Below are 13,013 nucleotides of genomic sequence, written 5' to 3'. Positions count from 1 at the left end.
GTGTGCCCGGCACCTGGGGCACGGGGACCGACGACCAGGGTTGCATGCATCCGACCTTAAACGTCCCGGCCGACCGGACGCCGCCCTGTTACACATCGTGAGAACCAGGGCACTTCCGCGGGCCGCCCGCAGTCGGGACTTTCGACAATGTCGGGCCCCGCCCGCCCCGGGCCTATCCTCGGTCGGATGCGGAGGATTTCCGCCGCACCGCACGGGATCGCGGGATCCGGCACGGGTCCGCGCGAGCCGGACCGGGCGAGGAGGCGAGGCGTTGACATCGCTCCGAGCGGACGGCCTGTGCAAGGTCTTCGGCACCCGGCCCGAGGAGGCGCTGCGGCGCTCCCGGGCCGGTGACCCGGCCGGGGCGGGCGCCACGGTCGCCGTGCTCGACGTCGGGTTCACCGTCGAGCCCGGGGAGACGTTCGTGGTGATGGGCCTGTCCGGCTCCGGCAAGTCCACGCTGATCCGGATACTCAACGGCCTGCTCACCCCCACCGCAGGCCGGGTGCGCGCGGACGACCGCGACGTCACCGCGCTCACCGGCCGGGAATTGCGCGGGCTGCGGCAGCGCACCATGAGCATGGTGTTCCAGCACTTCGCGCTGCTGCCGCACCGCACCGTGCTGGACAACGCCGAGTACGGGCCGCTGGTCCGCGGCGACCCGCCGGCGCGCGCCCGCGAACGGGCGGTGGAGGCGCTGGGCATGGTGGGCCTGACCGGGTGGGAGGACCGGTTCCCGGCGCAGCTCTCCGGCGGCATGCGCCAGCGGGTAGGGCTGGCCAGAGCACTGGCCGCGGGCACCGACGTGCTGCTGATGGACGAGGCGTTCAGCGCGCTCGACCCGCTGATCAAGCGGGACATGCAGGATCAGCTGGTGCGGCTGCAGGGCGAGCTGGGCAAGACGATCGTGTTCATCACCCACGACCTCAACGAGGCGATGCGGCTGGGCGACCGCATCGCGGTGATGCGCGCCGGGCGCATCGTGCAGGTCGGCACCGCCGCGGAGATCCTGCACCGCCCGGCGGACGACTACGTGGCGCGCTTCGTGCGGGACGTGGACCGCAGCCGGGTGCTCACCGCCGGGCTCGTCGCCGAACCGGCCGTGCACGCGGATCGCGCCGGGCCGCTGCGGCGGGCGCTGGAGCTGCTGCGCGAGCACGACCTGGACCGGCTGCCGATCACCGACCGCGGTCGGCCGGTGGGGCTGCTGGAGCGGTCGGCCGCGGAGCTCGCACCACCCGACACAGCGCTCGCCGACCTGCTGCACCCCGGGCCGGAGCCCGTGGCCGCGGACCGCACGCTCGACGGATTCCTCGGTCGCGTCGGCACCGACACCCCGGTCGTAGACGGGACGGGCCGGCTGGTGGGGCTGGTGCGGCCGGTGCCGCTGCTGCGCGCGCTCGGCGCGGGCGGGCAGGAGGACGGCGATGCCTGAGCTGCCCAGGGTTCCGCTCGGCGACTGGTTCCAGGCGCTGGTGAACTTCCTCGACGACACCATCGGCCCGGTCTTCGACTTCATCGATCTGGTGGTGCGCTCGGCGGTGGACGGGCTGACCGCGGCGCTGCTGTGGCCGCCGTCGTGGGTGCTGGTGCTGCTGCTGGCGGCGCTGGGCTGGTGGCTGCGCGGCTGGCGGTTCGCGTTGTTCGCGCTGCTCGGGTTCGGCCTGGTGGTGAGCATGCGGGAGTTCCCGCCGACGGTGCAGACCTCGGCGCTCGTGCTCGTGGCCAGCGCGATCGCGATCGCGGTGGCCGTCCCGCTGGGAGTGCTGGCGGCCCGCAGCCGGGTGGTGAGCCGGGTGGTGCGGCCGGTGCTGGACCTGATGCAGACGATGCCCGCGTTCGTCTACCTCATCCCGGTGATCTTCTTCTTCAACATCGGGTCGGTGCCCGGCGTGGTCGCCACGGTGATCTTCGCGCTGCCGCCGGGGGTGCGGCTGACCGAGCTCGGCATCCGGCAGGTCGACGCCGAGGTGGTCGAAGCAGGCCACGCGTTCGGGGCGCCGCCGCGGCGGATCCTCACCGGCATCCAGCTGCCGCTGGCCCTGCCGTCGATCATGGCCGGGATCAACCAGGTGATCATGCTGTCGCTGTCGATGGTGGTCATCGCGGGCATGGTCGGCGCCGAAGGCCTGGGCACCGAGGTCTACACCGCGGTCACGCGGGTGCAGCTGGGCGCCGGGTTCGAAGCGGGCGTGGCGGTGGTGATCCTCGCCGTCTACCTGGACCGGATCACCGCCGTGCTCGCCGACCGCTCCCCCGCGGCGCGCCGCGCCGCGCGCACCGGATGACGAGGACGGGAGGCAGGACCATGCGGAGATCGCGCTGGGGCGCGTGCGTCGCACTGCTGGCGGCGCTCGTGCTGCTCGCCGCGGGCTGCGGTGGCAGGCAACCGGAGACCGGGCAGCAGAGCAAGCGGATCACCATCGGCTACATCGCCTGGGACGAGGCGATCGCCGTCAGCAACCTGTACGAAGTGGTGCTGGAACGGCGCGGCTACCAGGTGCAGCTGACCGAGCTGGAGGCCGGGCCGACCTACGCGGGGCTGGCGAAGGGCGACGTCGACCTGTTCCTCGACTCGTGGCTGCCGCAGACGCACGCCGACTACTGGGCGCAGTACCACGACCGGCTGGAGGACCTCGGCGTCTGGTACGACCGGGCAACGTTGAACATCGCGGTGCCGGACTACCTGGTGGACGTGAACTCGATCGAGGACCTGCGCGGCCGGGCCGCCGAGTTCGGCGGGACCATCACCGGCATCGACCCGGGGGCCGGTCTCAGCCGGGTGACCCGCGACCAGATGATCCCGCAGTACGGGCTGGACGGGCAGTACACCCTGCAGACCTCCTCGACCACCGCGATGCTCGCGTCGCTGCAACGCGCCGTCGACGCCCAGCGGCCGATCGTGGTGACGCTGTGGCACCCGCACTGGGCGTACGCGAAGTTCCCGATCAAGGACCTGGCCGATCCGCGCGGCGCGATGGGGGCGGCGGAGCAGATCCACGCGGTGGGGCGGAAGGGCTTCACGGCCGACTTCCCCGAGGTGACGGGGATGGTGCGGAAGTTCCACCTCGACGACGGGCAGCTGGCGTCGCTGGAGAACGAGGTCAACGCCGCGCCCAAGGGCCAGGAGAAGGCGGCGGCGGCGCGGTGGGCCGACGCGCACCCGGAGGTCATCGCGAGCTTCACCGGTTGATCCCGGCGCCTCCGCTCCTGCCGCGCGGCGGTCGGTCACCCGGCGAAAACCACTCATCGCGAGCGAATCGGGCCCTCCCCTAGCACAGAATCGGCATCCGGTCATCCGTCCAGGTGATGGGTTAGTTACTATCCGGCACTGCCGAGCGTGCTGTCACGCGAATCTGGAGGACACCCCGTGCATGACGCCGCCAAGAGCAGCGAGCACTCGACCAGCAGCCCGATTCCGAACGCGGAGCCGCTTCCCAGCGCCCCCCGCGATCGCGGAAGCCGCTCGCTGTCCATCGCCGCGCTGATCTTCGTGGCGATGGCCGCCGTGATGGGCTGGGGCGCGAGCTTCGTCGGCCTGCACGAGTACGGCATGCAGTCGATGGCCGGGTTCACCTACTGGTCGGCGTGGCTGGTGCCCGCCACCTTCGACGGCGCCGCGTTCGCCTGCACCCTGATGACCTACCGCTCCTCCATCAACGGCCGGTCCGCCGTGCGCGGCCGCATCCTGATGTGGGCGTTCACCGGGGTCAGCTCGTGGATCAATTGGATCCACCAGCCCAGCCAGGAAGCGCAGATCGTCGCCGCCGGGCTGCCCATCGCGGCGGTCGCGGTGTTCGACGTGGTGCTGCTGGAGCTGCGCGCGGACTACGAGGCCAAGCACGGCATGCGCGGGTTCCGGCTGCGGCCAGGCCTGCTCGTGCTGCGCTGGATGGTGGACCGGCGCAGCACCGGCGAGGCGTTCCGCAAGCAGGTCATCGACATCCCGGTCGAGGAGATCGCCGGTCTCGGCACCCTCGCCCCGCCCGGAACCCGCCGCGCGAACGCGCTCAAGGTCGCGGCGCAGGCCGAGGCGGAGCAGCAGGCGGCCTCGCAGTCCGCGGCCGGCGCGATCGGCGAGACCGAGCGCGTCGAACCGGCGTCCCGCGCGGAGGTCCAGCCGCGCGTCGAAGCCGAACCCGCCGCCCGGACCGAATCGTCCACTTCGGACGACGAGCGCGCCGAGAACTCCCGGAACGCGCCGCGGACCACCTCGAACGAGGCCTCCCGGACCACCGAGCCCGCGGCACAGCGCCCGGCCGCCGAGCACGCCGCCGCGTCCTCGGCCCAAGCCGGTTCCACCGCCGCGGAGACCGCGGAATCCGGTTCGACGGCGCGGGATTCCGCGACCGCCGCGACGACGTCCAGGGCTGCGGCGAAGACCGACGCCGCCGCGACGAGCTCCGACGTCACCACCAAGAGTTCCGGCGCTTCCGCGACGAACTCCGATGCCTCCGCGAAGGCCTCCGGTGCGGTCGCGGCGGATTCCGCCGCCGAGGCGCGGGAATCCGGCACCACCGCGCAGGACGAGCGGTCCGCGACCACCGCGCGGAACGCGCAGCGGCCCGCCGAGGAGGCGCGGTCCGAGCTCGCCACCGGCGGCACCGCGGACGCCCCCACGGTCACGCTCGAACTGCCGAAGGTCACCGCCGAGCAGGACGCCCGAGCCGCAGCGTCCACCGCCGAGACCGGCACCCCCGAGGCCGACACCCCGGAGACGGACACCTCGGGGACCGACACCTCGGAGACGGGGACCGCGAAGACGGGGACCGCGAAGACCGAGGCCGCCGCGAAGCCCACCGCCAAGTCCGGCGCCGCCAAGCAGAAGCCCGCCGCGACCACCACCGGCGGCGCGAAGAAGCCGACCGACGTCCAGGACACCGAGCAGACGCTCACCCTGCCCCCGGTCCCGGACGGGCCGATGAGCGACCAGGACAAGCGCTCCGCGGCCCGCTACGACTACCGCATGTCGGTGGCGGCCGAGCAGCCGGTGAAGCCCGCCGAGCTGGCCAAGCGCTACGGCCTCTCGGAGAGCTGGGGCCGCCGCCAGATCAACGCGGCCCGCAAGTCCATGGCCCAGGAAGAGGCGCACGAGAAGTCCCAGCTGGTCGGCGCCGACCAGAGCTGATCCCGCGAGGTGATCGGCCCGGCCGGGAGGCGCGGGCCGGTCACCGGAGCGGAGCTGGACGCCGGCGACCGCGGTCCGCGAGAGTCGCGGGGACGACGGGAGGGCCCATGCCGAGCGGCCACATCGTGTGGGACTGGAACGGGACGTTGCTCGACGACGGGGAAGCGATGATCGGCGCGGTCATCGCGGCGTTCGCCGACGCGGGCCTGGCGGTGACGGTCGAGGACCACCAGCGGCTGTTCACCCGGCCGATCTCGGTGTTCTGCGAGCGGCTGGCGAACGGTCCGCTGGCGGCGGCCGAGCTGGCGGAGCTGCTCGGCGGGTTCGACGAGCACTACGCGCGGGCGCTGCCGGACCTGGCGCTGGCCGCGGACGCGGAGTCCGCGCTCGCCGGGTGGGCGGCCTCCGGCGGCACCCAGTCGTTGCTGTCGATGTGCCCGCACGAGGTGCTGGTCCCGATGGTGCGGGCGGCGGGGATCACCGGTTCCCTCCGGCACGTGCACGGCCGCAGCGGCGAGTTCGCGGACACCAAGGCCGCGCACGTCCGCGCCCACCTGCGGGCGCTGGGCGATCCGGATCCGGCGCGGGTGGTGTTCATCGGCGACACGGTGGACGACGCGGCGGCGGCCGCCTCGGTCGGTGCCCGCTGCGTGGTCTACCACTCGGGCCGCAGCGCGCTGCACGCCCGCGACCACTTCGCCGGGTCCGGCGCTCCGCTCGTCGGGAGCCTGACCGAGGCGGTCACCACCGCCCACGAGCTGCTCGCGGCCTGACCGCACGGCCCCCGGTGGCCGGTCCAGAACGCGGACGGGCGCGGTGGCCGAGCGGTACGATCACCGCGTGATGACCAGTCAGGCCGGAACCGGCCGCTCCCGGGACGGCCACCTGGTCGGCGGCTGATCCGCGCGCCCCCTCGTCGGCGAGTGCACTCGACGTCACCCGCACCGACCGAGGAGGACCGTGGCAGCCCGCTTCGACCACACGATCATCGCTTCGACGGACCCGGCCGAGATGGCCGAGTTCTACCGGGACCTGCTCGAAGCCGACGAGGCCCCGTCGTGGGGCCCGTTCGTCAACGTCCGGCTCACCGACGGCGTCCTGCTCCAGTTCGCCGCCCCGCCGGTGGACTTCCCGCCGCAGCACTACGCCTTCCTGCTGGACGACGCGCACTTCGACCGCGCCCGCGCGCGGATCGCCGACCGGGACCACTGGGCCGATCCGCAGCGCACCCGTCCCGGTGAGATCAACACCGGCCACGGCGGCCGCGGCGTCTACCTGCTGGACCCGTCGGGCCACTTCGTGGAACTGCTCACCAGCCCGTACCTCTGAGGCCCCGTCAGCGCCGCCGCTTGGTGCGGAGGTAGTCGCCGACGACCGCCGCGCCGAGCCCGTCCGCGGTGGGGGCGACGACCCGGCCACCGCCGCGGCGGGCGACGACGTCGACGAACGCCTCCAGGCGGGGGTCGTCGCCGAGCATGAACACGCTGAGCGTCGCGCCCAACCGGTGCAACGAGTCCACTTCGGACAGCGTGACGCCGAGGGTGCGCGGGGTCGGCGGGTACTGGAACACGGCTTCGCCGTCGGGTTCCAGGTGCGCGGTCGGTTCGCCGTCGGTCACGACCAGCACCACCGGCTGCGCGTCCGGATGCCGCCGCACGTGCCTGCCCGCCAGCAGCAGCGCGTGGTGCAGGTTGGTGCCCTGCTCCCAGGTGCCCTCCAGCGCCGCCAGCTCCCCCACGTCCACAGTGGACGCGTAGCGGCCGAAGGTGACCAGCTGCAGCGCGTCCGAGCGGAACCGGGTGGCGACCAGGTGGTTCAACGCCAGCGCGGTGCGCTTCATCGGCACCCAGCGGCCGTCCTGCACCATCGACCACGAGGTGTCCACGCACAGCGCCACCGCCGCCCGGGACCGCTGCTCGGTCTCGGCGACCTCCAGGTCGTCCAAGTGCAGCCGCGGTGCCGCCGGGCCCGCCGCCGCGCGCCGCAGCACCGAGTTGCGCACGGTGCGGACCGCGTCCCACGGCTCGGTGTCGCCGTACGCCCACGGCCGGGTGGTCCCGGTGAGCTCCCCCGCCGCGCCGGCCCGGTCGGTGTCGCGGTCGCCCTTGCGGGAGCGCAGCTGCGAGACCACCGACTGCAGGGCCGTTTCGCCGAGCCTGCGCATCGCGCGCGGGCTCAGCCGCAGGTTCCCGTCCGGGCCGCGCTGCAGCAGGCCCTGCCCGCGCAGCTGCTTCTCGATGTCGGCGAGCCGCCGCGCGTCCACCACGGCCCGTTCGCCGAGCTGCCGTTCCAGCGCCTCCAGGTCGATGTCCTGCAGGCTCGCGCCCGGGTAGGACTGGCCGAGCTGCTCGGCCAGCTGCTCCAGCTCACCGAGTTCGGCCATCGCCTCGGTGGCCTCCGCCAGCCCCATCGGCTGGTCGCCGCGGAACCGGCCACGACCGGACCAGTCCTCGCCGGGGCGCAGCGAGCGCAGCTGCCGGTCCATCCGGTTCAGCGCCTCGCCGATGCGCGGGTCGCCGAACGCCTGCCGGGACAGCTCGGCCAGTTCGGCGCGCTGCTGCTCGCTCATCGAGTTCAGCATCCGCTGCGCCGCCGCGGACCGCGCCGCCAGCGCGTCGACCAGTTCGTCCACGTCGCGCGGGTTCTCCGGGAAGAACTCGCCGTGCTCGGCCATGAAGCGCTCGAACCGCTCCGGCACGTCGGCGTCGCCGCGGGCGTGCGCGGCCAGCAGCTCGGAGAGGTCGTCGAGCATCGCCCGGACCCGCTCCACGTCCTCCGGCGAGGTCCCCTGCAACGCCTCCTTCATGCCTTGGAAGCGCTGTTCGAGGAGTTCGCCGCCCAGCATCCGCTGGATCTCCTGGAACGTCTCGCGCGCGTCGGACGAGCGCCAGTCGTACTCGGCGAGCTCGCGCACCGAACCGCCCGCGTCCGGCGGCAGCGCGCCCAGCCGCAGTTCCCGGAACCGGGCGTCCTCGCCGTCCTCGGCGGCCAGCGCGGTGCGCTCCTGCTCCAGGGCGCGGTCCAGCAGCCTGCGCACCTCCTGCACCGTGCCGTCCAGGTTGTGCCTGCGCTGCAACTCGCTGCGGCGCTGCCACAGCCGGCGGGTCAGCTCGTCGAGGCCCGCGGTGCCGCGGGTCCCGGTGCGTAGCAGTTCCTCCAGCGCCGAGCGGGGTGACGCGCCCTCCATCACGTCCCGGCCGATCTGGTCCAGCGCGGAACGCAGGTCCACCGGCGGCTCCAGCGGATCGGAACCGCCGTGCCAGGCGCCGTACCGGAACCGCGGCATCAGCCGTACACCGACCGCTGCTCGTCGGTGTCCTTGGCCAGCTTCTTCGCCAGGTACAGCGCTTCCAGCGCCAGCTCCACCGCGCTCGCGATGCGCCCGACCGGATCCCCGGCGCGCACGTCCAGCCGTTCGGCGACCTGGTGCAGCACCGGCAGTTCCGGCAGCGCCCGCAGCACGTCGGCGCCCGCCACCCGTTCACCGGTGGCGACCTGGTGCCCGCCGGTGACGGCCGAGATCAGCGAACTCAGGTCCAGCCCGGCGAACAGGCCGCGGGCCGTGTCGGCGACCGAACGGCGCAGCAGGTAGCCGAGGACCTCGTCCTCGCGCCCCTCCTCGCCCGCTTCGAACTCCAGCTTGCCGCGCAGCACGCCCGGCACCGCGTCCAGGTCCACCGGCCGCGCCACCGCGGGTTCCTCCCCGGTCAGCGCCGCCCGGTGCAGCGCCGCCGCGGACACCGTCTCGGCCGCCGCGATCGCGAACCGCGCCGACACCCCGGAGCGCTGGTCGACCGCCGAGGACTCCCGCAGGTGCCCCACGAAGCGGGCCAGCACCTCCAGCAGGTGGTCGCCGACCTCCGCCTCCAGCAGCGCCTCCTGCCGGATCAGCGAGACCTCGTCGTCCAGCTCCGCCGGGTAGTGGGTGCGGATCTCCGCGCCGAAGCGGTCCTTGAGCGGGGTGATGATCCGGCCGCGGTTGGTGTAGTCCTCCGGGTTCGCCGTGGCCACCAGCAGCACGTCCAGCGGCAGCCGCAGGCTGTAGCCGCGGACCTGCACGTCCCGCTCCTCCATCACGTTCAGCAGCGCCACCTGGATCCGCTCGGCCAGGTCGGGCAGCTCGTTGATGGTCACGATGCCGCGGTGCGCCCGCGGCACCAGTCCGAAGTGGATGGTCTCCGGGTCCCCCAGGGACCGTCCTTCCGCGACCTTCACCGGGTCCACGTCGCCGATGAGGTCACCGACCGCCGTGTCCGGGGTGGCCAGCTTCTCGACGTAGCGGTCCTCGCGGTGCCGCCACGCGACGGGCAGCGCGTCGCCCTCCTCGGCGGCGCGGCGGATCGAGGTCGGGGTGATCGGCTCCAGCGGGTGCTCGTCCAGTTCGGAGCCGGGGATCACCGGCGTCCACTCGTCCAGCAGCGCCGTCAGCCCGCGCAGCAGCCGCGTCTTGCCCTGCCCGCGCTCGCCGAGCAGCACCACGTCGTGGCCCGCGATCAGCGCGCGCTCCAGCTGCGGCAGCACGGTGCGCTCGAAGCCGACGATGCCCCGCCACAGCGGATTCCCCGAGCGCAGCGCGGTCAGCAGGTTGCGGCGCACCTCGACCTTCACGCTGTACGGCAGGTGTCCGCTGGCACGCAGCTCCCCCGCCGTGCCGGGCAGCCCAGGAGGTGGGGTCCGAGAGTTCGTCACCCGTTCGACGCTACTCGCTCCGCCCGGTCGCCGCGAACACGTCTCAGCACGGGAAACACCGTCGTGCCAACGGGTTTCCCGCCGGTGCGGACGATTCCGGTGATCAGCGGCCCGCCGTCCGCCGGGAAGCCGCGCGGAAACCGCCCGGCGCCCCGCGCGTGGCGCGCCCGCGCCGCTCGCCGGCGGTGACGCCGCGGTCGCGCAGCGCGACGACGTGCGGGGGAACACGCTGGCACCGCTGCGGTACCGGCGAGTAGAAAGGTGACGGCCCCAGCAGAGGAGAATGATCACGTGCAGCTGCAGACCGACCCCGTCCAGGCGGGCTTCGACCCCGAACGCCTCCAGCGCATCGACCGCCACTTCGCGGCGTACGTCGACGACGGCAGGCTCCCCGGCTGGCAGCTGCTCATCGCCCGGCGCGGCGTCGTCGCGCACTTCAGCTCGCACGGGAAGCGGGACATCACCACGGGCGCCCCCATCGAGGACGACACGATCTTCCGGATCTACTCGATGACGAAGCCGATCACCTCGGTCGCGGCCATGATGCTCCACGAAGAGGGCGCCTTCGAGCTCACCGACCCGGTCAGCAGCCTCATCCCCTCCTTCGCCGAGCAGCGCGTCTACACCGGCGGCCCCGCCCGCGCCCCGCAGACCCGGCCCGCGACCGAACCGGTGCGGATCTGGCACCTGCTCACCCACACCTCGGGGCTCACCTACGGCTTCAACCGGCTCAACCCGGTCGACGAGATCTACCGGCGCACCGGCTACGAGTTCGGCACCCCCGACCAGGACCTGGCGGGCGTGTGCGACGACTACGCGGCGATGCCGCTGCTGTTCGAACCAGGCAGCTCCTGGAACTACGGGGTGTCCACCGACGTGCTCGGCCGCGTCGTCGAAGTGGCCTCCGGCATGGGGCTCGACGAGTTCTTCCGCACCCGCATCTTCGAACCGCTCGGCATGACCGACACCGGGTTCGAGGTGCCGCCGGAGGACAAGGACCGGCTCGCCGCGCTGTACCTCGCCGACTCCGCGGGCAAGGCCACCGTGCCGAAGAACTCGCCGCCGACCGCCGCGCCGCGCGCGCTGTCCGGCGGTGGCGGGCTGGTGTCCACCGCCCACGACTACCACCGGTTCACCGGCATGCTGCTCGGCGGCGGGGCGCTGGACGGGGTGCGGCTGCTCAGCGACCGGACGGTGCGCTACATGGGCCGCAACCACCTGCCCGGCGGCGCGCACCTGGACCAGATCGCGAACGGGTCGTTCTCCGAGGTCGCCAACGCGGGCAAGGGCTTCGGGCTCGGCTTCGCCGTCGTCGAGGACCCGGTCGCCTCGCACGTCATCTCCACGCCGGGCGAGCTGTCCTGGGGCGGGATGGCGAGCACCGCGTTCTGGGTGGACCCGGCGGAGGAGCTCACGGTGCAGTTCTTCACCCAGCTCATCCCGTCCGGCACCCACCCGATCCGCTCCCAGCTGCACCAGCTCGTCTACCAAGCGCTGGTAGACTGAGGCGAGGTTCTGCTCGCTCTGCTTTGCGGGGCGGGTGGCGGAACCTCAGCGGGATTCTCGCTGCGGGATCTTTTTCCCGAGTGGCTCCGCCACGAGGGAAAAAGCTGTCCTCGCGAGAATCCCGCTGAGGTTCCGCCACCCACCCCCTCCGAAGAAGGAGCCGGAAAACCTCAGCCGGCGAGTTCACGCAGGCGCGGTGCTACGTCTGCTCCGAACGTCTCCAAGAACCGCGTCTGATCCGATCCCGGCGCGTGGAACACCAGGTGGTCGAAACCGGCGTCCAGGTAGGCCTTCACCTCGGCGAGCACTTCTTCCGGATCGGAGGCCACGATCCAGCGGGTCGCGACCTGCTCGATCGGCAGTTCCTCGCCAGCCTTCTCCATCTCCTCCGGATCCGCCAGGCTGTGCTTGACCTCGGCGGGCAGCGACAGCGGCGCCCAGAACCGGGTGTTCTGCAGGGCGCGCTCGCGATCCGGGTCGTAGGAGAGCTTGATCTCGATCATCTTCTCCATGTCGGCGGCGTTCTTGCCGCCGGCCTCCGCACCGGCCTCCACCGCGGGCAGCAGCTTGTCGGTGTAGAGCTCCATGCCCTTGCCGCTGGTGCAGATGAAGCCGTCGCCGACGCGGCCCGCGTACTTGGCGACCATCGGCCCGCCCGCGGCCACGTAGATCGGCACCCCGCCTTCGGGGCGGTCGTAGATGGTGGCGTTGGAGGTGCGGTAGTACTCGCCCTCGTAGCTGACCCGGTCCTCCCGCCACAGGGTGCGGATGAGGTCGATGGCCTCGCGGAAGCGGCGGAACCGCTCCTTGAACTCGGGCCACTCGCGGGCGGTCACCGCGGTCTCGTTCAGCGCCTCACCGGTGCCGACGCCGAGCATGACCCGGCCCGGGTACAGCGACCCGAGCGTGCCGAACGCCTGCGCCACCACGGCGGGCTCGTAGCGGAACGTCGGGGTGAGCACGCTGGTGCCCAGCTGGACGCGCGAGGTGCGCTCGCCGACGGCGCTCATCCAGGACAGGGCGAACGGCGCGTGGCCCTGGTTGTGCCGCCACGGCTGGAAGTGGTCGGAGACCATCACGCTGTCCAGGCCGTTCTCCTCGGCCTGCACCGCGAACTCCACCAGATCGCGCGGGGCGAACTGCTCGGCGGAGGCCTTGTACCCGATCTTGATGCTCATGCTGGTTCGCTTACCTCACCCATCGCCACGGTCACGGGAACTTCGTGGCACTCGTCGTTGAACGCCGCGGGTCGGAGCGCCGTCGCGCGGGTCCTCGCAGCGCCGTGCGGGCGCGACGACCTCGAACGCGTCGGGACCGGCGCCGACCGGTCCGCTGCGGCGGACCTCCGGCGCGGATCGGTCGATGCGGCACGACACCGACCACATCACTCCGCAACCGCTTCGCCGCGCACCCTATTCCGCGCGGGTCCGGGCGTGGCGGCCACCAGGGCTCCGGCCGTCCGGGCGGCGCGCGGGGGTGCCGCGGTTCGGTCGACGGGCGGGAACCGGGTCATGGTGGCCTTTCAGCGGCGCCGGATGCGCTTGTTCGGACAGTCCCACAGGGTGTCACGAGCGGCGGCGCGCCCGGGCGGCGAGCACGGCCGCGTGCTGTGGAACCGATCACAGCGCCGCCGCGGTGCTCACCGTCCGCGCTCGCGCGACGACGGCGGGTGCGGCACCGGCACCCGTTG

The 13,013-nt window shown here is 72.9% G+C and carries 10 protein-coding genes; 7 read left to right on the top strand and 3 right to left on the bottom strand.

The annotated features are described in order from the left end of the window. Positions 1 to 271: 271 nt before the first annotated feature. The 6 genes from LCD31_RS14335 (at position 272) to LCD31_RS14310 (ending at position 6,457) form a co-directional block, all read left to right on the top strand. Positions 272 to 1,435, top strand: a complete 1,164-nt coding sequence (locus tag LCD31_RS14335; protein WP_224958670.1) for a glycine betaine/L-proline ABC transporter ATP-binding protein — start codon at positions 272 to 274, stop codon at positions 1,433 to 1,435. Then, entirely contained in the window at positions 1,428 to 2,288 is an 861-nt protein-coding gene (locus tag LCD31_RS14330; protein ID WP_224958668.1) for a proline/glycine betaine ABC transporter permease, read from the top strand. The genes LCD31_RS14335 and LCD31_RS14330 overlap by 8 nt, the downstream gene beginning before the upstream one ends. 20 nt (positions 2,289 to 2,308) lie before the next feature. Next, positions 2,309 to 3,193, top strand: coding sequence for a glycine betaine ABC transporter substrate-binding protein (locus LCD31_RS14325; RefSeq protein WP_224958667.1), 885 nt, complete (start codon positions 2,309 to 2,311; stop codon positions 3,191 to 3,193). A gap of 177 nt (positions 3,194 to 3,370) precedes the next feature. Then, positions 3,371 to 5,128 carry a DUF2637 domain-containing protein gene (locus LCD31_RS14320; protein WP_224958666.1) on the top strand — a complete coding sequence of 586 codons (1,758 nt, stop codon included), beginning with the start codon at positions 3,371 to 3,373 and terminating at the stop codon, positions 5,126 to 5,128. A 107-nt stretch (positions 5,129 to 5,235) separates the two neighbouring features. After that, complete coding sequence (locus LCD31_RS14315) at positions 5,236 to 5,901, top strand: HAD family hydrolase (protein WP_224958665.1); 666 nt, start codon at positions 5,236 to 5,238, stop codon at positions 5,899 to 5,901. Positions 5,902 to 6,088: 187 nt separating this feature from the next. Continuing rightward, positions 6,089 to 6,457 carry a VOC family protein gene (locus LCD31_RS14310; protein ID WP_224958664.1) on the top strand — a complete coding sequence of 123 codons (369 nt, stop codon included), beginning with the start codon at positions 6,089 to 6,091 and terminating at the stop codon, positions 6,455 to 6,457. 7 nt (positions 6,458 to 6,464) lie between these two features. On the opposite strand, the gene LCD31_RS14305 is transcribed toward LCD31_RS14310, so the two are convergent. Together LCD31_RS14305 and LCD31_RS14300 are read right to left on the bottom strand one after the other, a co-directional pair. Further along, positions 6,465 to 8,414 (bottom strand): VWA domain-containing protein, encoded by a 1,950-nt coding sequence (locus LCD31_RS14305; RefSeq protein ID WP_224958663.1) that lies wholly within the window; start codon positions 8,412 to 8,414, stop codon positions 6,465 to 6,467. Next, complete coding sequence (locus LCD31_RS14300) at positions 8,414 to 9,817, bottom strand: ATP-binding protein (protein WP_224958662.1); 1,404 nt, start codon at positions 9,815 to 9,817, stop codon at positions 8,414 to 8,416. The genes LCD31_RS14305 and LCD31_RS14300 overlap by 1 nt, the downstream gene beginning before the upstream one ends. Before the next feature lie 291 nt (positions 9,818 to 10,108). Between LCD31_RS14300 and LCD31_RS14295 the strand changes: the two genes are divergently transcribed. After that, entirely contained in the window at positions 10,109 to 11,323 is a 1,215-nt protein-coding gene (locus LCD31_RS14295) for a serine hydrolase (protein WP_224958661.1), read from the top strand. Positions 11,324 to 11,493: 170 nt separating this feature from the next. On the opposite strand, the gene fgd is transcribed toward LCD31_RS14295, so the two are convergent. Continuing rightward, complete coding sequence (gene fgd, locus LCD31_RS14290; RefSeq protein ID WP_224958659.1) at positions 11,494 to 12,501, bottom strand: glucose-6-phosphate dehydrogenase (coenzyme-F420); 1,008 nt, start codon at positions 12,499 to 12,501, stop codon at positions 11,494 to 11,496. Positions 12,502 to 13,013: the final 512 nt, after the last annotated feature.

It is taken from the genome of Saccharopolyspora sp. 6M (assembly GCF_020176775.1).
Classification (GTDB): domain Bacteria; phylum Actinomycetota; class Actinomycetes; order Mycobacteriales; family Pseudonocardiaceae; genus Saccharopolyspora_C; species Saccharopolyspora_C gregorii.
This window is presented reverse-complemented; position numbering and strand designations above follow the sequence as displayed.